Below are 19,755 nucleotides of genomic sequence, written 5' to 3'. Positions count from 1 at the left end.
TTACAATTAATCCAAAAAATAGGGGTTAAAAATATTTAAAAAAAAAATAAAAAAACAAACATTTTTACAATTAATCCAAAAAATAGGGGTTAAAAATATTTAAAAAAAAAATAAAAAAAGAAAATGAAAAATTACTTAAAATTATTTATTAAGTAAAATTTCCTTGATTTTATCAATGTCTGCGTCAACTTGAACAGGGTCTACACAAGCGTCAATTGCAGTGTTAGGATCTTTAAGCAAGTGTCCAGTTACAACACAAACAACTCTTTCTCCCTTGTCGATGTCACCTTGTTCGACTAATTTCTTAAGACCTGCAATGGATGCTGCAGAAGCTGGTTCAACTCCAACACCTTCAGTTCTTGCAAGTAATTTTTGAGCGTCAAGGATTTCTTCATCAGTAACGGTTTCAGCTAAACCATTGGAATCGTAAATAGCTCTTAATGCTTTAACAGCACTTACAGGAGCACCAATACGGATTGCAGTAGCAATGGTTTCCGGGTTTTCAACAGGAGTCATGTCCATGGTTTTGTCTCTAAATGCATTTGCAATAGGGCAAGCGCCTTCAGCTTGAATACCAGTCATCATCGGAACATCATCCATAAATCCAGCATTGTGGAATTCAGTGATTCCTTTCCAAATAGCTGAAATGTTTCCTGCATTACCTACAGGAAGAACGATTCTATCAGGAGATTCCCATCCTAAGTCATGTACAATTTCATAACCTATGGTTTTTTGTCCTTCTAATCTGAATGGGTTAATTGAATTCAATAAGTATAAGTGTTTTTCACGAGCAAGTTGGGTCATAGCTTCCAAAGCTTCGTCAAAGTTACCGTTGATTGAGAATACTTCTGCACCGTGGAACATAGCCTGTGCCAATTTACCGAGAGCAACCTTACCTGCTGGCAAGAATACAGCACATCTTAATCCTGCTCTAGCAGCATATGCAGCAAGGGAAGCGGAGGTGTTACCGGTTGAAGCGCAACCTACAGTATCTACACCAAGCATCATAGCTTTGGTCATACCGATGGTCATTCCTCTGTCCTTGAAACTGCCGGTAGGGTTTGATCCTTCCACTTTAACGTAAAGGTCTATTCCAAGTTCCTTACCTAATTTTTCACATCTGCAGAATGGAGTTCCTCCTTCATCTAAGGAAACTCTTTTGCTTGCATCAACAGGCAAGCATTCTTTGTATTTCCATAAGTTATCTCTTCTACCTTCAAAAGTAGATTTAGGAACATCAACTTCCACTTCTACTTCCAAGACAGATCCACATTTCTTACAGTTGTAGATAACTTCATCATCTTCGTATTCTTCTCCACAAGACACACATCTAATCATTTTATCACATTAAATTTTTGATGAAATAATAATTTTGATTAATTAAAATTATTTTTAATGATTAATTATAAAATTTAGAAAAAAATTCGATTATAATTAATATACATCATATAATTATAGTCATTATAGTATAAAAACTTATTTTAAGATTTAGTTAAGTTTCTTAAATAAATAAAAAAGTAAAAAATACTGAAAAAAATTAAAAAAAGTAAAAAGAGTGAGAGTTAAAGAAGTGAAAAAAGAATTAAAAAAATAAAACTGATTAGCCCATGCTTAAACCGAAGAAAGGCAATAGCTTACCTGCAAGAGGCACAGTTATATTCGCTTCAATGAATGCTGCAATAATCAATAGGATTACAGCAAGGCATAAGAATATAAAAGACTCCTTTATCTTGTTTTGATTCATTTTAAATGATGCATAACACCTTTGCTTGAAAGTGATCTTCACATCTGAAAAATACGGGTCGAAAATATCCAAATATGAATAGTCTGGAGACCTTAGGTTCCATATGAAATGAAGTACAAATGAAAGGAGTACAAAACCACCTGTAGTAGCTATAATGATTGCTGGAATTTCAAATATTCCATGAGGCACAGTCAATGCCAAGTAAGCGTAAATATTGAAATCTGCACCAAAATAACCTATGAACATACCGTTATTCGCTAAAATAAGAGCTCCTAACACTCCACCTAAAGCTCCAAGAGCATATAGCATAATAGCTACAGTCACATTATTTGTGAAGATGGACTGGGTTGTTAAGGTAATTACACCTTCATCTACCTGCTTCTGAAAATTATCCACCATAGGTTGGATGTACTCAGAAATACTATCTGCATAAAAATAACCGAAGAGAAGTGGAATCACAAACAATAATGTTGAAAACAATAATAGCCATTTATTATTTGAAAATGCTGCTTTTGTCTCTTCCTTAGCTATTTCTAAATAATGTTTAATATCCATAAAAACACCTTAAGATGTTAATTTAATAAACTAATTTTTAAATTGATTTTTAGACTGATTTCTAAACTGATTTCTAATGAATATCTATTTTTACTAATTGGCCTAATCAAACAATGATTCGGCAATCTCAACAGATTCCTCTTGCTTAACCTTTAAGTCTTCAAAGAAATCTTTCATAAGTTCTGCTGCATGAACCTTACAATGTCCACACATGAGCTCACCATTTACACATTCCTCACGAATCTTTTCAAGCTCCTTGTCATCATCAACCAAATGGTAAACAAGCATTTCATAGATTACACATTCATCAGGCCTTCCACCTAACTCCTTTTGCTCGTCAAGAGTTTCTCTTCCACCGGTTTTAGAGGATTTGACCTTTTTCTCAGCTTGTTTAGGAGTTTCATTCAAGTAGATTGCAGTGTTTGGCTTGCTGCTTGACATCTTGTCTCCAGTAAGTCCAGTCAAGAACCTATGATAAGTGGAAGCAGGAGCTAAAAACCCATATTCCTCATTCATTTTAGCCGCAATGTCTCTTGTTAACCTTAAATGAGGGTCTTGGTCCACACCTACAGGAACAACAACCTGTTTTGGCCCACCAAATTCCTCAGTTTGTGGAAGCAAAATGTCTGCAACCTGAGCTAAAGGAACATATAAATGTGCAATGTTAGTGCTTGCATTAAATCCGTAAATTGCATGCATATTATTGAAATTGACCCTTTTTGCAATCTTGAATGTCAAGTCATTCAAGGTCTTGTTTTGGGACTGGAGATATACATTAACATTATCTGCAGTTAAGTCAAGCCCTAAGGCAATGTAATTTGCCAAATACTCATTGATAGCTATTTCCTTTGCCTTTTCAAAACTGATTCCCCTTGCAGCATATGATTCCATATCTGCAATAGATAAGGATAATGAAGCGCCTTTTTCAAAATACCATTTCAATTGGTCAATGACCATCTTATGGCCAATATGCATCTGGCCACTTGGCATCATTCCAGTCATTACAGCAAAGTCCTTCTTGCCATTAATTAATGGAACCAATTTATCAAAGTCCCTATGACCAAAAATAACTCCTCTTTTCATCAATCTTGCAGGATCTTCAATCTTCCCTAAAAGTTCTGAAAAGTCTTTTATACCAAACTGATTAACTAATTTATCATAATCTACTATAGATGAACCCCATGGATCAATCAAAAAATCACCTTAAATATAATATCTTTGTTTAAATTGAATAATTAGATAATAATTATCATATTTTTTATTATAAGTATTTAAATAATTACATGTATTTTTAATTAAAATTATTTAAAATTTTTAGTGAAAAATTTATAATAATTATTGCATTAATTTAGTTTTAATTCTAAGTTTTAATTTAATATTAATTATAATTAATATGCTATTAATTAAATATGATTTACAAGTTAATAAAAATAACTAATAAAAAATTAAAAAAATATTAAAAGAATATTAAAAATAATTCTTAAGAAAAAATAAAAATGAAAATAATGAAATTAATAAAAAATAGTTATGGACGAGTCCACTCTATGTTATAATAGGTAACGTCCAAATCGTCATCAACGACTGCAAGCAACAGTTTCTTGTTTACACCGTGGGAAACTCTCACATAGCTTGCAAAGTCCAATACATTAACCTCATTTGTTTCATACAATACCTTAACCAAGAAGTCAGAGTGTGCATGACCTGGACCGGTGCCCCTTTCATAAAGTCTGAATTCAGATCCGTACTTAAATCCTGTCTTGATAATGTAACCTCTGTTTTTCAAATCCCTATAAACAAGGTATTTGCCGTAAATCTCATCTTCTTTTATTAAATCAATGATATAATTAACATCACATTTCTTGTCATTTTCATAAATGTCCAAACGACCGCTTTCCATCAAGTAGCATGCCTCAATTATGGAAAGCTCTAAGCAATCCTCGGACAATTTACCGAATTGGCTTTTTTGATTAAGGGAAACCGCTCTTTGGTTGCCCTCTTCAATTTTTATGGTTACAATACCTTCACATAAATCTCCACGCATCTAAACACCTAATAAAAATCTGTAATAAATGAAATAAGAAAAATTAAAAAAAGTTTGATAAAAAATTTAATAATCCAAAATTATAATCAGAACCAATTCTTTATCAAATTATAAATTTGAGCTAATTGTTAATAGCTAGAAAGTTTTTACGAATATGTTATTTGCCAAATCCCTTGAAACTTCTATTTGGGAATCATCTATAAAAACATTATAATTTGAATCTACAGAATCAGATATTCTGATTTTAGATCCTATAGCAATTCCAGCATCCATTGCATCGGATAATGATGAGTCGCCTCCTCTTATAAAGAGGACTTCACCTTCTTCTCCAGAGCCCAATTGGGAAATGGACAATAAATTGAATTCCCTAATACCAATGTCTTCTATGTCACTTTGATTATTTATGCAGTCATCACAGTTAGCAAAGTCAAAGTCACATGCAGGAATCAAATGGTTATCAGGACATGTATCAGGATGTTCTAGCATATGGCAAATAGCTCTTTCAGCCTCATCAGACAAGGAATGTTCCATTTCACAAGCTTGAGCATGAAGGTTTTCATCCTTGATTTTCAAGACATCCTTGAGGAATCTTTCAAGAATTCTATGTTTACGTGTAATCTTTTGAGCTATCTTGCTACCTTCATCAGTTAAAGAAGCCCCTTTGTATGGAACATAATCGATATAACCTATATCTTCAAGTTTTTTAAGCATTTGGGTAACACTACCTGGCGCAATACCTAACTCTCTTGATAAAGTTGTTGTAGACACATGGGAGTCTTTACTTCCGAACTTGTAAAGAACTTCCAAATACTCTTCAATATTCTCACTAATTTCTTTAGCCATGTAGAACCTCCGCGATTTATTTAATTAAATTTCCATTTTTAGTTAATGAATTCATTTTAAAATTATTTAAATTAATTTTTATTAATTAAAAATTATCTAATCATCATATAAGACAATCTTATATGATTTTATACATATAATAATATTTTATATAAAAAGTATATAAAGTTTTGGATAACCTAAAATTTTATAACAAAGCTACTAAAAATTAAAAAAAACTATTTGAAAAAATAATTAAAAAATTGTAAAAATAGTAAAAAATTGTAAATAGTAAAAATAGTTAAAAATAGTTAAAAAAAGTTAAAAAAAGGTAATATGAAAAAATAAAAAGTTAGGTTAAAATGGAATAGACCTATAAATACGTAGTTTCCTATAAGATTTTGTATTCCAGTTTTTAATATGGCCTAAACTGTTTCTATAGCTTGTTCCATCTGCAGAATACCATCTTCCATTAACATATATCTGAGCCCAGACATGACCTGTTGCCAAACCAGAGCCAAATTTACATCCCTTCGCATGAGTATATCTTGCTGGAATCTTAGAGGCTCTGCATAGAGCCACGATTAAATTGGCATGATCGCAGCAATTTCCTCTTTTAGTTCTTAATGTTTTTGCAGCTCCTTTTTTGGAATTTGCATAGTAACTGTATCCTAAATTATTCCTAACATAATTATAGATTGCAGTTGCCTTTTCCAATTTAGTGGAATACTTACTTGTAATCTTTTTAGATAATTTTCTAATGGCTTTAGTTATTTTCGCATATCCCCCACCATAGAGATACTTTCTTACAGAAAGCTTAGTGTTCTGATTCAAACCTTTTTTAAACTGACCTGAAGAATCTATGATTTCCAAGTAAGAGGAATTGCTTGATGGTCCGTAAACTCCATTGTTATCATAAGAGAAATTTACCGCATACCTATTTCTTGGAAGTTTAAGCTTTAAATAAGCTATTCCTTTATCATTTGTGGTTCTTGTATAAGTTTTTCCACCAATTGTGAACTTGACCTTTTCTTCTTTAAGATTTTTCCATCAATCCCTTTAATAAAATTTTAAAACATTTTCCTTTAAGAATAGTGTAAATTAAAGGTTTTGTATAAGTTTTCTTATATACTGGCAAGTTCATGGAAAATGAAGATTCAAGATAAAAATCCTCACCATCAAAAGTACAATTGAAATTAACAGATTTTCTTATCAGAAGGCATTCTTATATAAACCTGTCCTTTTGAATCAGTGGTTTTAATGTATTTTACACCATCTAAATAAATTATTAATTTTTTATTTGATAGGACATCCCCATTGGAGGAGACGAGTTTGATGGTAAAATCAGAAGATCTGTAGGCATAATTCTTTAGAGTTTTTATTATAGTATTCTCATAGAAAATTACATTAGAATAAACTGATTCCGCAGGATTATAATTCAAATCACCATCATATGATACTTGGATATTATGAATGCCTCCAATGCTTAAATCCAAAGGCAGAATAGCCATACCTTCATCATCAGTAAAGCCAGTTTCATAAATAAAAGTCCCCTTAGGTGTCTCGATTCTGAAATTAACCAATGCTTGACTTACAGGATTATTGTCCTCATCCAATAGCTTCACATAATAATTTTCAATTCCATATATTTCCCAATCATCTTGAGAAATGATTTCAAGGGTTGTATTCTTTAAAACAGGTTCTTCATCATCATTATCTGTACCATCATCTGAAACAGAATTATCAGGATAAACATTCTCATTTAAGTTTCCATCAAAATTCTCATCTGAACCATCATCAAAATTAGTATTTAAACATTCTTCCAGACATTTATCCGGCCCTTCACTTAAAGAATCATTTAAAGGTACATTTTCACTTATAGAAAATTCATTAGCATTGACAAAATCCAAATTTTCATCATCTATACTGTCAGCTGAAACTGTAGATATAGATAATATGAATTCAAAAGCAATGCTGATAAAGTAAATTTATAATAAATAGTTACACCAACCGAAAAAATACTTGAAAAATTAAAAATTATGATTTTAAAATTATTTTAAAATTGTTTTTAAAAATAATGAAGTAATTTGAATCAATTACGAAAAATATAAGACATAAAAGTTTTTTAAAATAAATGTTTGAATTAATAATTTTTACTAATTAATTACATTATTATGTTATTAATTCATAATATAAAAAATTAATCAAAATAATAAAATTTATAGAATTAAAAATTTTGTTAAAAAAAGTTGATTGAAATCAAATGAAAAAATTAAATAAACAAAATAAGATACTAAAAAAAAATATTATATAAAAAATAGTTTGTTAAAAAAAGAATTAATTAAAAATAAAAAAAGAAAAAATTTGGATAAGAGGAAATCCTCTTATATCCATTTTAAATACTTTAATACTAGAATGGTACAGCAGCATATCTATTCAAATTGCTATATGAATTAGTGTTCCAATTTTGGATATTACCTAATTTATTTCTCACACTTGTAGCATCAGCAGCATACCAAACACCATTTACGAGAATTTGAGCCCATACGTGTCCGGTTACTAAACCACTTGAGAATCTACAGCCTTTTGCATGAGCATATCTTGCTTCAATGCCTGAAGCTCTGCACAATGCAACAACTAAACTTGCCTGATCCACACAATTTCCTGAACCCACACTTAAGGTACCTGAAGCACCATGTTTAGAGTTTGCATAATAACTATAATCAATTTCATCTCTGACATAATTATAGATTGCTTGAGCTTTTGCCTCATCAGTTTTTAAACCTTTAGTCAATTGACTTGCTAAATTACTGATTGAACTTGTAATAGCTGATTGGCCAGTGCCAACCAAATATTTGGCAAGATCTGATTCTGTATTTTTCTCATTTAAACCTGCTTTGAATTGACTTGAATTATAAGGTATTTTAGATGAGATGTTAATTGGAGGAACTGTAATTCCTTTGAATACAGAACTTTCGAAAGTACAGTAATTAGGCAAATTCTTATGAGATTTGTGGAAATCTAAAATCTTAGCAAATGAATAAGTATATAAATCAAATTCAGCATTACCTAAAGATTTACCAGAACTACTATAAACCTTAGCGTAAACAGGGGGAACCTTATTAGATTCCGCAAATGATATTACTCTTTTTGCTAAATCAACATATTGTGCTTTATAAACTGTAGCGTCCATGGAATCCCCTTCAGAATTAGAATTGGAGATTCCAGTTGGAAGAGCAATATAATTTGTGTTACCAGCATTAATATTATAGACAGCTTTAGTCATTAGATATGAGAATTGTGAAATACTTAATTTTTTATTTGCAACTGTAACGGTACTAGGCAACGCATCATGAGAGTTAACATAATTCTTCACATTAGTAGCTGCAGTTTCGATTTCACTTATGGAAAATCTATTTGTATCTTTTACAGTTACTGTATTTGATAACTTAGATGATTCATAAATGGAAGATCCTGCATAAGATGAAACCACTGAATAGGTTCCCTGATTTAAATCAATCTTTAAGGAAGCCACTCCTTTGGAGTTAGTGGTTTGAGTGTATGTTTTTCCAGATAATGTAAATGTAATCTTCTGATTAGCTAAACCATTACCTGCGTTATCCACTAATGTTACAGAATATGCATCACCTTTATTTACACTGTTTGAACTAGCTTTTATGGAAGTGGATTTCTTAAGAGGAGCATATACAGAACTTTCAAAAGTACAATAATTAGGCAAATTATTATGAGATTTATGGAAATCTAAAATCTTAGCAAATGCAAATGTATACAAATTGAAATTTGCATTTCCTGCCTTATTGGAACCGTCTTTGACAGACAAGTAATTGGAAGGTACTTTTTTAGATTCTATATTAGAAACTGATCTTTTTGCTAAATCCACATACTGAGCTTTGTAAACAGTTGATTTCAATGAATACGCAGAAGAAGCCCCATTAGAAATACCGCTTAAAAGAACTATATCCTTTTTATTGTTAGAATTGAGATTGGATACTGCCTTTGATGATAAATAGGTAAACTCAGATATCTTAAGAGTTTTAGAACCTACTTTCACAGTATTAGGCAATCTTTTATTCTTTAAAACATAATTCTTAACATTAGTAGCTGCATTTTCTATCTCCTTAACAGTGAAAGCATTAGGATTATCCAATACAGTTAAAGTAACGGAATTCTTAGCGGATTTGTAAACTTTTGAACCAGCATAAGAACAGACCATAGGATACTTGCCTGCTTTCAAGTTTATTTGAAGATAGGTGGAACCTTTAGAGTCTGTTGTCAATGTATAAGTTTTACCATTGATAGCATAACTTAACTTTTGACCGCTTAAAGCTTTACCATTGCCATCAGTTAATGTAAGCTTATAATTATTACCTCTAGTAATGGTATTTGAACTTCCTTTAAGAATTGTTGCTTTTAAACTGCTTGCTTGATTAAATGCTGAACTTTCAAAAGTACAATAATTAGGCAAATAATTTTTAGACTTATGGAAATCTAAAATTTTTGCAAAAGCAAAGGTATACAAATTGAAATTTGCATTTCCTACAGACTTCTTAGAAGCGTCCTTAACAAGAACTTCAGTAGGAGGTACCTTTTTAGAACCAATGAAAGAAACTACATTTTTTGCTAAGTCAAGATATTGTGCTTTATAAACAGTAGTTTTTAGTGAAGCAGAAGAAGATTTGCCATCTGAAATACCTGATAAAAGTATTACATCACCTTTCTTATTTGAATTCAAATTTGATATCAATTGGGATGAAAGATAAGAAAACTCAGATATCTTAAGAGTTTTAGAACCTACTTTCACAGTATTAGGCAATCTTTTATTCTTTAAGACAAAATTCTCAACATTGCTAGCTGCATCTTCAATCTCCTTAACAGTGAATGCATTAGGATTTTTCAATACAGATAAAGTCACAGATAATCTTGAAGAATCATAAGCACCAGATCCCCCATAAGAACAGACCATAGTGTATTTACCTTCCTTCAAGTTTATTTGAATATAAGTGGAACCTTTAGAGTCTGTTGTCAATGTATAAGTTTTACCATTGATATTGTAACTCAATTTTTGACCACTTAATACTTTACCCTTGCTATCAGTCAAGGTAAGTGTATAATAATTACCTCTGTAAATGGAACTTGAACTTCCCTTGAGAGTGGTTTTAACTTTAGCATTAGCTTCTAAAACAGCACTATCAGATTGTGAGGAAGCCCCAAGAACAGCCTTATTATTTGCAATGTTAGAATTATGTTCCGAATCAGAATCTTCTACAGTATTATCAGTATTTAAAACTTCATTTTCTGAATTTACATTACTTGAACCAGCATTTTCAGATTCCAAATTATTTGAATTTGAATCACTAGCAACATAATCAGAGCCACTAGAAACGCTAGCACCAGATAAGTCATTTGAATCATCTATAGAAGATGAATCATCAATATCCATAGCGGAAACTGATGTGATCAAACAAAATCCCATAAGTAAAACCGCTAAAAGTAATGTGAGATTCTTAACTGAAATCATTTCACCTCACATTTTAGAGCAACCCTAAAATTATAGTTTTACAAGTATAATTTTCACATTGAATTTTTAAAAAATATTATGGAAAAATATTTATTTTTCCCAAACTCAATGTTTATCATTTAACTTTTTCAAGCAAACAATAAAGACCACCCTAAACATTTCTTAACTTGACAATTTTGCTTTAAAAACAAAAAAATCAAATTAGATTAATATTTACTTTTAATCTCTTATTATATAAACCTTACTAAAAAAAATCATTGAAAATAAGAATTTTCCATAGTTTATAGATAAAAATAAAAAGAATTTAAGATTAATTTTATAATTCAAATATGGTTAACTATACAGTATTGATATAAAGAATAAATATTCAGTTAAAAGCAAAAATAAGTGATAATAATTAAAAAAATTAAAAAATACTTAACAAGTCTTTAAATAATGAATAAATACTTAAAATTACTTATTTTAATCAAATTTTAAATAATTTGACTTAAATAAATAGAAAATAAAATAATTACCTTTATTTAACTTAAAAAAGAATTACAAACTACTAAACATATTTGATATAAAAGAAAATAATATTATCATTTTTAAAATAGTATTAAAATAAGTATTAAATTAAAAAAATACTTCTTAAAAAGTAAATTTTAGATAAATAAGCAATTTTAATTAAGTAATATTCAAAAAAGAAGTATTTAAAGTCAAAATAAGAAAATAAAGAAAATTTTTAAAAAATTGCTAAAAAAATTATAAAAAATAATTAAAACTTGTAAAAAAATAGTTGAGATTTTTTTATCAAAAAATGATATTTACTCCCAACCACTAGAAAAAATTTTGGTCCAGTTTTTGCGCTCCGAAGGAGCGGAAAAGCTGGGCTACATCATAGGAGGCATTCCACCCATTCCACCCATACCAGGAGCAGGAGGCATACCACTGTGATCTAAGTTTTCATCGGGGTCGACTTTTTGAAGTGCACCAGCTGCTGCAACCAAATCGTCAATACGCAAGATCATTTCACAAGCTTCTTGAGCTGCTTGAATAGCTTGCTTTTTGACTCTTTGCGGCTCAACAACACCAGCTTCTTTCATATCTACAACTTTACCTTCAAATACATCCAATCCCATATTTATGTTATCTTCATGAGCTGCTCTAAGTTCCACTAATAAGTCAATGGTGTTTAAACCTGCATTTTCAGATAAGGTTCTTGGTACGATTTCCAAAGCGTCTGCAAATGCATTTACAGCTATTTGCTCTCTTCCGCTGATTGTATTGGCGTAGGTTCTGAGTTGTCTTGCAATTTCAATTTCAGGAGCTCCTCCACCATATACTACTTTCCCATCTTCAACAGTAGCTGCAACTACACCTAATGCATCTTCCATAGCCCTTTCGATTTCAGAGGAAACGTGTCTGGTACTTCCACGGATTAAAATGGAACTTGCTTTAGGGTCTTCACATTCTTCAATGAAGGTAATGATTTGGTCAAAGACCTTTTCTTGGTGTATGTAACCTGCCTTACCTAATACTTCAGGAGTCAAGTCTTCAATATTGGTAATGAGTTCAGCACCGGTAGCTTTCATGATTCTTTTTACGTCAGTGTTTTTAACTCTCTTGAAAGCCATGATTCCAGCTTTGGATAAGTGATGTTGCACTACATCATCAATACCTTTTTGACAGAACAATACATTACATCCTGAATCGATAATCTTATCAGCAATTTCCTTCAAGGTTTCCTGTTCACTGTCAAGGAAAGCCTGCATTTGCAATGGGTCAGTGAAGTCAACTTTAGCGTTTTCCAAATCTTTCAATTCTAAAGGATATTTCATTAAAGCGATTTTAGCATCATGCATTTCTTCAGGCATAGCTTCATTAGCTCTACCTTGGTCAATATAGATACCGTCAACAATTAAGGAGTCCTCTACACTTCCACCATTGATTCTGTGGATTTTAATGAGTGATTTGTCTAATTTTTCTCCTTCTTCAACTTTCAATGCAGCTTGAACAAGCAAGTCTGCAAGTTCATCTTTAGCATAATCTGAACCTTTACCTGTCATTGCGGTTTTTGCAATTCCAAATAATGTGTCTGGGTCTCTTGCATCGGTTGAAATGCTATATAAGATTTCCATTGCTTTTGCAACTGCTAATCTGTATCCAATGAGAATGGTTGGGATTGCAGTTCCATCTTCATATAATTCCATTGCTTTCTTAAGCAATTCACCAGCAATGATTACAACTGTAGTGGTTCCGTCTCCAACTACATTTTCTTGTTTTCTTGCAATTTCCACAAGCATTTTTGCGGCAGGGTGTGCAATATCCATTTCCTGTAAAATAGTTGCTCCATCATTGGTTACAACCACATCACCCATTTTCTTATCCACTAACATTTTATCCATTCCTTTTGGACCGAGAGTGGTTCTTACAATGCTTGCTAAAATTTGACTTGCAAAAATATTCATTCTTAAAGCTTGATTTCCTTGAAATCTTTCAGTATCATCACGTAAAATATACCTAGGTTGATTAATTTGTGCCATAATAATCTCCTTAATTTTAATCAGTGTTATTTTTAAATAAGATAATTTATTAGTAATTATAAAGATTAATTACAAGAATTAATTATAAGAATTCATAATAAAAATTAAATTATATTTAATTAATATTAAATTATCCATATAGTTATACATAGGTTTGCCTTACTATAAAAAAGTTTTGTTTATAAGGGATTATTAAGAATTTTAAAAAAAGAAAATATTGAAATAAAAACAGAACATTTAACAAGTGAATTTATTAAATTATTAATTAATTGTTGAAAATCAAAAAAAGGAGATGCCATCATGTCAAGTATTGTAATTTATTTTTCTAGAAGTGGTGAAAACTACTTTGGTGGAGAACTTAAAAACATTGAAAAAGGAAACACAGAAGTGATTGCAGAATACATTCAGGAATTGGATAATGCAGACTTATTCAAAGTTGAACCTGCAGATGAATATCCTGATGATTACATGAAATGCATTGATGTTGCTAAAAAGGAACAGCAATCAGATGCAAGACCTGAAATCAAGGAAACCTTAGATAGCATAGATGCATATGACACTGTATATATCGGTTTTCCAAACTGGTGGGGAACATTGCCAATGCCTATGTTTACCCAATTGGAGCAATTGGATTTTAAAGGAAAAACAGTTAAGCCTTTTGTAACCCATGAAGGTTCCGATTTCGGTTCATCACAAAAAGACTTGAAAAAATTGTGCGAAGGAGCTCTAATCAAAAAAGGATTATCAATTCCTGGTGCTAATGTATATGATTCAAAAGATGCTGTAAAATCATGGATTAATGAATAAATTAATCCTTTATCTTTTTTAGATTTTTTCTTACTTTTTTATTTTTAATTCTAATTTTTATTATAATTTAATTCTTAAATTTTAAACTCTTTTTACTATAAGAAATAAAATGCCATTTTGAAATTATTTTTCCAAAACAGCAATATAATCCATTCTGTTTCTTATAAATGGAATCCAAGTAAATAGCTTAGTGAATGGCTTATATACATTCATCCCATCAAAAAGATTTACATCCTTTACCCATTTGAAGTTGGAATTCAATTTTAAAAGCTCATGACCTTCTTGAACCCCCCAAATGAATTTGGCATCCATTTCCTCTACTGATTTCTCCTTAACATTCTTTACTGAAACCGGAGGCATTATTTCAGTGAATACAGTGCATGACTTGAAATTTTCATCAATTATGTCCAGAATCCTCTTATTGTCATCTTCAGTAAGATACATTGACAATCCCTCAATTATGAACAAAACATCATCACTTTCTTCTATTTCACTGACCCATGATGGATCCATCGCTGAATATGCCAATGTCTTTACCCTACTGCTGTCCTTAATATAATTCAGTCTGAACCTTGCTGAATTTTCCAAATCAACATTATACCATTTGATTATTCCATTGTCCAATCGATTGTATCTGGTGTCCATTCCAGAAGCAATATTCACTACTGTGCATCTGGGATGTGAGCGGATATATTTTGAAACCATATCATCCAAGACGATAGTTCTTGAAATCACTCCCCATTGCATTTGATAGTCCTTATCTGCTATGGAAAAGTCATAATCAATTTCAGAAATTACATCTATTGCCTTAAAGTCAAAAAATTTGTGATTTTTCTTTTGGGAATGCTTGGCTTTAGTGTATAAAGTCAAAAGCATTGTTTTTTCTACACCTTCTAAATTCATGGTTATACCTCAATTTTTTAATTAATTAATTAATTGTTTATTTTAATAGTATTTAAAGTTTAGGTATACCTAAAATAGAATGTAGATATAAAAATTAAGTTATTGAGATTTTAAGAAAAATTATTTTATTTGAATGAGAAAAATTAAGTTATAAGATTTTAAGAAAAATTATTTTATTTGAATGAGAAAAATTAAGTTATAAGATTTTAAGAAAAATTATTTTATTTGAATGAGAAAAAAGTTAAAAAAATGGTTTAAAATAAAGATAATATGAAAAATGGAAAAAAATCAATTCAATTTATTTCCACAGAATGTACAAAAGTTATTTCCCTTTTTCACCTTAGAACCACAGGAAGAGCATATTGATTCACTTTCCAATCTGTTTCCACAGTTCATGCAGAAGGAATCCTCTTTCTTAACCCTTGCACCACATGATGGACATTTAAGCTCTTCCAAGTTAAATCCACAGGACATGCAGAATTTAGCATTAGAATCTACTTGCCTATTGCAATTAGGGCAAGTCTTGTAGTCATTCGGAACTATGAATCCAGTGCTTATATTACCTGAATTACCTCTTGATTTGACGCCGGTTAAGGCTGAAGCTTGAGGTACCGTTTCCATATTTGTTTGAGCAATGATATCTCCCAAACTAATGGTGGAATCCTTATTATTATCTCCAAGATCTTGAGGTATCTGAGTTCCATTTGTTTCAACATATGGATTGTATTCATCCTTTGGTTTAGGTGTTTCAGATAGGATGGGTCTGCTATAGAAATCATCGGTGTTGATGATCTCCTCTTCAGTTTCAATCATCACTGCAATTCTTTTGTCATCTGCAGGGTGTGTTGAAAAGAAATCAAATCCTCTTGCGTTGGATCCAGTAAACTCCATCCAAAATTTGGGAACGTGACTAATGTCATATCCAGCCAAATGGGCTATCAACATCCCCAATTTATCAGCTTCGTATTCCTGATCCCTTCCCCAAGGCTGCATCAGGAAATATTCGGAACCTACATTCACAACATTTGTCGCGGCTCTGGCCATGCTTCCAATTTCGCCCATTCCGAAAAGATCCAATGCAAAACTACCTAACCAAGCTGCTGAAGCAAGCCCTTCCTTGGTCTGACGGGCACTTATCTTTGTTCTGCTATGGTCAAGCAATGCATGAGCCATCTCATGAGCTAAAATAAATGCTAACCTCTCTTCTGTATTTGCAACTGATAGAATTCCAGAGTAAACTGTAATCTTTCCACCTGCATGACAGGTGGCATTGATGCAGTCATTTGCAATTAAGTGAACTTCCCATTCATAGTAGCCGTCAACATAATCATATCTGCCAATCTTATATAGGAATTCCTCAACGGTACGGATTAGCTTTGTTGCAATTTGAATAGTCAGTTGACCTTGCGGACTTTCATCCAATATCTGATATTTGCTCAGTTCCTGATAATAATAGCCAAATATTTCCTTTAGGAACTTGTCATCATCCACCGTATCGTAATGCTCTTTACCTGTAAACGGATTTATCGGACTTCGGTCATCTTTTTTAATCATGACCCCCCCCATAAATTAAATTTTTTTAAAAAAACCTTCGCAACATTTGAAATAAACAGCAATGAAAAAAAAGAAAAGAAGAGATTAATCTTCAAATTCAACTGATTTTGCCATTTCCTTTAATATGTCCAAGTCTACCTTTGAGCTTGATACCTCCACCGCCTTATTGTCTGAAAATACATAAACGCTATTTTCACCATAAACAGTTTCAGCGATAGTGAGGTTACCTTCTTCAGTTAAATTGCCATCATTAAGACCGATCATTTCGGAAATATGTTCCTTAACTGCATCCATATCATCAGATTCCACATAGTTTACTGCAATATCCTTATTATAATCTTTAAATGAAACTGTGGAATATGATTCGTTTCCCTCTTCATTAATTTTTTCAAATTCTGATTTTTTAGGAATGTCCATTTTAAATAGATTATCAAAGGCATCAGATTCAGTGAATAACTTATCACTGTCTTCATCAACAGTTTCATTAGATTTTAATTGTGCGCTTTCAGCAATTGCTTTCCCTTCATTCAAATCCTTATCTTTAATGACATATAATTCATCAACAGAATACTTGGCAACAATATAATCATTACCTGCTTGATAAACTTTTAAGCCATCCTCATCTTCGATAAGGTCATAATTGCCGAAATAGGTTTTTGAAAAATCTTCAAAGTCTGTTACCCTTGCCTCTTTAAACTCATCTCCATAGAAGTGAGAAATTGACACGCCATTTCCATTACTGGAACCAGGGTATGGTGCATTGAACCAATGCCAATTATCTCCCGGCACATTCAAAGTATAACCTCCAAAATCATAAGGTTTCAATTCCTCAGCAGACACTGATGAAATCAACATTCCAAATACCATTATCATCAATAAAATTCCAAAAATCCTTTTCATTTCATTCTCTCCTAAAAATAATTAAAAAATTATTCTTTTTTAAAAAAGATAATTTTTTTAGAAATTTATTTTAATCATTTTAAAAAAGATAATTTTTGTTTAAGAAATTAGTTTTAATCTTTTAAATATCCTCTAGAAATTTAAGGAAATCTCATCAGGAACATTTACTCCATTGTTGATTGCTTCTGCTGATTTATAAGCGTCATATAATCCATAAATCCATATGAGCAAGTATAAAATTGCACCGATTAAAATCACATATAATATAACGGAGACAATAGCTCCAACGACGAGGATGATTCCCTTTTTAGAATGCCCATTATAAAATTGTCCCAAACCTGGGAAAAGGAAAGACAATATCAAAGCGAAAAATGGGCTTTTTTGCTCAGATGCCCCTGCAACCCTGACTCCGCATTTAGGGCAAATTTCTGCCTTGACATCAATCTTTGCACCACAGTTGGAACAAAATTTGGTGTTTTGACTTGGAACCGGTTGAATCTCTTCTTTCACTACTGCAGATTTGTCCACCTTTGTTCCACAATTTGGACAGAAATCAGCTGTTTGCTCCAGTTCACCACCACATTCACTGCATTTTATCATCTTATCCCTCTTACATCTGTTCCAAGCACTTAGCCTTTATTTCATCAAATTCCTCTTGGCTTATTACACCCATATCCAAAAGCTCTTTAGCCTCTTTGAGTTTAGCCATAGGGCTAACCTCATTTTGAACCACTTGGGTAGGTTGGGATTTGCCTTGGTTGATAGCTAAGATCTTATCATTCACAAAGTCATAGATCTTATTTACCTCATCCTGATACTTTGGAAGGTAAGTGATCAGATTTTCACTTGTAGGACCCCATTTGCTTGTTGCCATTCCTGGAAGCTCAAATTCGAGTGTACCGTTAACAAGTTCAGTCGCATCCCTTTTTTGAATACTGTTGATTTGATGGAAATATACTTTTTTCACTCCACCGAAACCGCTTTGCCATTTCTTGATTCCGCTTCCTGAGAAATCGAATTCGACATAGTCTTCAAATACAGCCAGGGTTCCTTGCAATCCATTGATGAAATACAATGCACCTTCCGGCTTTTCATAATTTATATGCTCACCATGAGCATAATTATCCATTTTCTTCTTAAAGCCTAAACCTGTTTTTTTGATGTCTCCCAAAATACCTTGGCTTTGTTCTTGCTGAGTTGGTGCTGAACCGTCTAAAGGATTTCCACAACCTGGACAGAATTTAGCCCCATCCTCAACTTCATTTCCACAATTTTGACAAAATGCCATAATATCACCTTTTTAATCAATTGAAAAATCTATAAAAATTAGCATGAATACTAATTTCAAAGAAAAATAGCTAAAAATCATCTATCCTTCACAAAATCGCAAAAAATAAAATATTGAGTGCGTAAAATTAATATAAAAATGCTAATATATAATATAATTTATATATTTTGTTTATATAAATATATTGTTTTATTAATACAATATTAATATATGAATAATGAAAAATTAATGGAGATTGTAGGATTTGTAAAAGTGTCTCCATATAGGACAAAAACTTTGAAATTCATAGGAGAAGGGCTTAAGATGCCCTCAGAAGTAGCCAAACATCTTGACATCAGAACAAGTCACGCATCTAATGTATTAAGCTCATTGAAAAAGCAAGGATTGGTCATCTGCATAAATGAAAAAGTGAAAAAGGGCAGGCTATATCAAAATACAGATTTGGCAAAAGAGGTCTTGAAGTATTTAGAGTGAAAATAAAATTGATATTCTTAAGAAAAAATAAAAAAATAAAAAAAGGGGTAATGTTTATTTTAACTCAATGAACCCTGAAATATAAACAAAATTAATATCTGACTCAAATAATAATTTTAATATAAATTTACATTCTTCAGTGGGCAAAATATAATCATAAGCTATTATGAGTTCATTATGATAAATTCCTAAAATTCTCAAATTCGACTTTTCATCATCAATTTCATCCATATTTGCAAACCACTTCTTAAAACCTAAACTTGAGAGTTTAGCAATTGAATTGAGAATTATGGAAAATTCATCTTCATAAGTCATGAGATTACCTCAAAGTAAAGACTTAACTTATACTTTTTTTAATCAGCAATCATTTCGCACCTCATTAAAAATAAAGGAATTATGAAATCCAAATTTAACCACAGGCATTGAAATGCCTTTTTTAACCCCATAAAGTTCAGACATTGATTCTCTTAATTTAACCACAGATGCATAAGCACCTTCATCTCCAATAAAATCGTTTTTATTTTTCAACACATTTTTCATATAAAACCTCCTTTTAAAAAATAATTGAATAAACAATATTAAAAAAACAAAAATAATTGGCAT

18 protein-coding genes are annotated in these 19,755 nt (G+C 31.4%); 2 read left to right on the top strand and 16 right to left on the bottom strand.

Annotated features, from left to right (window positions below; translation table 11 throughout):
* Positions 1 to 141: 141 nt before the first annotated feature.
* The 9 genes from thrC to thsA form a co-directional block, all read right to left on the bottom strand.
* Positions 142 to 1,338: a threonine synthase gene (gene thrC / locus VW161_RS05380; RefSeq protein ID WP_295606114.1), complete on the bottom strand. Its 1,197-nt coding sequence runs from the start codon at positions 1,336 to 1,338 to the stop codon at positions 142 to 144.
* 262 nt (positions 1,339 to 1,600) lie between these two features.
* A complete protein-coding gene (locus VW161_RS05375) occupies positions 1,601 to 2,299 on the bottom strand; it encodes a stage II sporulation protein M (protein ID WP_325192773.1) in 699 nt (232 codons plus the stop codon).
* A gap of 102 nt (positions 2,300 to 2,401) precedes the next feature.
* The gene (locus VW161_RS05370) at positions 2,402 to 3,493 is read right to left on the bottom strand and encodes a tryptophan--tRNA ligase (RefSeq protein ID WP_304136314.1); all 1,092 of its coding nucleotides are present in this window, start codon (positions 3,491 to 3,493) and stop codon (positions 2,402 to 2,404) included.
* Between the two features lie 331 nt (positions 3,494 to 3,824).
* A complete protein-coding gene (gene endA / locus VW161_RS05365; RefSeq protein ID WP_296869552.1) occupies positions 3,825 to 4,340 on the bottom strand; it encodes a tRNA-intron lyase in 516 nt (171 codons plus the stop codon).
* Between the two features lie 135 nt (positions 4,341 to 4,475).
* A complete protein-coding gene (locus tag VW161_RS05360) occupies positions 4,476 to 5,183 on the bottom strand; it encodes a metal-dependent transcriptional regulator (RefSeq protein WP_304103624.1) in 708 nt (235 codons plus the stop codon).
* 336 nt (positions 5,184 to 5,519) lie between these two features.
* Positions 5,520 to 6,035 (bottom strand): transglutaminase-like domain-containing protein, encoded by a 516-nt coding sequence (locus VW161_RS05355; RefSeq protein WP_304104774.1) that lies wholly within the window; start codon positions 6,033 to 6,035, stop codon positions 5,520 to 5,522.
* A gap of 323 nt (positions 6,036 to 6,358) precedes the next feature.
* A complete protein-coding gene (locus VW161_RS05350) occupies positions 6,359 to 7,072 on the bottom strand; it encodes an Ig-like domain-containing protein (protein ID WP_304103618.1) in 714 nt (237 codons plus the stop codon).
* Between the two features lie 500 nt (positions 7,073 to 7,572).
* Positions 7,573 to 10,701 carry a pseudomurein-binding repeat-containing protein gene (locus VW161_RS05345; RefSeq protein WP_325192772.1) on the bottom strand — a complete coding sequence of 1,043 codons (3,129 nt, stop codon included), beginning with the start codon at positions 10,699 to 10,701 and terminating at the stop codon, positions 7,573 to 7,575.
* Positions 10,702 to 11,573: 872 nt separating this feature from the next.
* Positions 11,574 to 13,226 carry a thermosome subunit alpha gene (gene thsA / locus VW161_RS05340; protein ID WP_325192771.1) on the bottom strand — a complete coding sequence of 551 codons (1,653 nt, stop codon included), beginning with the start codon at positions 13,224 to 13,226 and terminating at the stop codon, positions 11,574 to 11,576.
* A 300-nt stretch (positions 13,227 to 13,526) separates the two neighbouring features.
* Here thsA and VW161_RS05335 point away from each other — a divergent pair, with 300 nt between their 5' ends.
* A complete protein-coding gene (locus tag VW161_RS05335; protein WP_304105771.1) occupies positions 13,527 to 14,033 on the top strand; it encodes a flavodoxin in 507 nt (168 codons plus the stop codon).
* A 123-nt stretch (positions 14,034 to 14,156) separates the two neighbouring features.
* On the opposite strand, the gene VW161_RS05330 is transcribed toward VW161_RS05335, so the two are convergent.
* The 5 genes from VW161_RS05330 to VW161_RS05310 form a co-directional block, all read right to left on the bottom strand.
* Entirely contained in the window at positions 14,157 to 14,936 is a 780-nt protein-coding gene (locus tag VW161_RS05330; RefSeq protein ID WP_304105170.1) for a class I SAM-dependent methyltransferase, read from the bottom strand.
* A 288-nt stretch (positions 14,937 to 15,224) separates the two neighbouring features.
* Positions 15,225 to 16,490: a M48 family metallopeptidase gene (locus VW161_RS05325; RefSeq protein WP_325192770.1), complete on the bottom strand. Its 1,266-nt coding sequence runs from the start codon at positions 16,488 to 16,490 to the stop codon at positions 15,225 to 15,227.
* 84 nt (positions 16,491 to 16,574) lie between these two features.
* Positions 16,575 to 17,390, bottom strand: a complete 816-nt coding sequence (locus VW161_RS05320; RefSeq protein ID WP_325192769.1) for a hypothetical protein — start codon at positions 17,388 to 17,390, stop codon at positions 16,575 to 16,577.
* A gap of 132 nt (positions 17,391 to 17,522) precedes the next feature.
* On the bottom strand, positions 17,523 to 17,990 hold the full coding sequence (locus tag VW161_RS05315) for a zinc-ribbon domain-containing protein (protein WP_304088480.1): 468 nt from the start codon (positions 17,988 to 17,990) through the stop codon (positions 17,523 to 17,525).
* A 10-nt stretch (positions 17,991 to 18,000) separates the two neighbouring features.
* Positions 18,001 to 18,678, bottom strand: a complete 678-nt coding sequence (locus VW161_RS05310; RefSeq protein WP_304088478.1) for a zinc-ribbon domain-containing protein — start codon at positions 18,676 to 18,678, stop codon at positions 18,001 to 18,003.
* Between the two features lie 210 nt (positions 18,679 to 18,888).
* Between VW161_RS05310 and VW161_RS05305 the strand changes: the two genes are divergently transcribed.
* Positions 18,889 to 19,152: a transcriptional regulator gene (locus VW161_RS05305; RefSeq protein ID WP_304092819.1), complete on the top strand. Its 264-nt coding sequence runs from the start codon at positions 18,889 to 18,891 to the stop codon at positions 19,150 to 19,152.
* A 54-nt stretch (positions 19,153 to 19,206) separates the two neighbouring features.
* Here VW161_RS05305 and VW161_RS05300 read toward each other — a convergent pair whose 3' ends face one another.
* Both VW161_RS05300 and VW161_RS05295 read right to left on the bottom strand, forming a co-directional pair.
* Positions 19,207 to 19,467: a hypothetical protein gene (locus VW161_RS05300; protein ID WP_325192768.1), complete on the bottom strand. Its 261-nt coding sequence runs from the start codon at positions 19,465 to 19,467 to the stop codon at positions 19,207 to 19,209.
* 42 nt (positions 19,468 to 19,509) lie between these two features.
* Entirely contained in the window at positions 19,510 to 19,692 is a 183-nt protein-coding gene (locus VW161_RS05295; protein WP_304088469.1) for a hypothetical protein, read from the bottom strand.
* Positions 19,693 to 19,755: the final 63 nt, after the last annotated feature.

This window comes from Methanobrevibacter ruminantium, from assembly GCF_016294135.1.
Lineage (GTDB): Archaea > Methanobacteriota > Methanobacteria > Methanobacteriales > Methanobacteriaceae > Methanobrevibacter > Methanobrevibacter ruminantium_A.
This window is presented reverse-complemented; position numbering and strand designations above follow the sequence as displayed.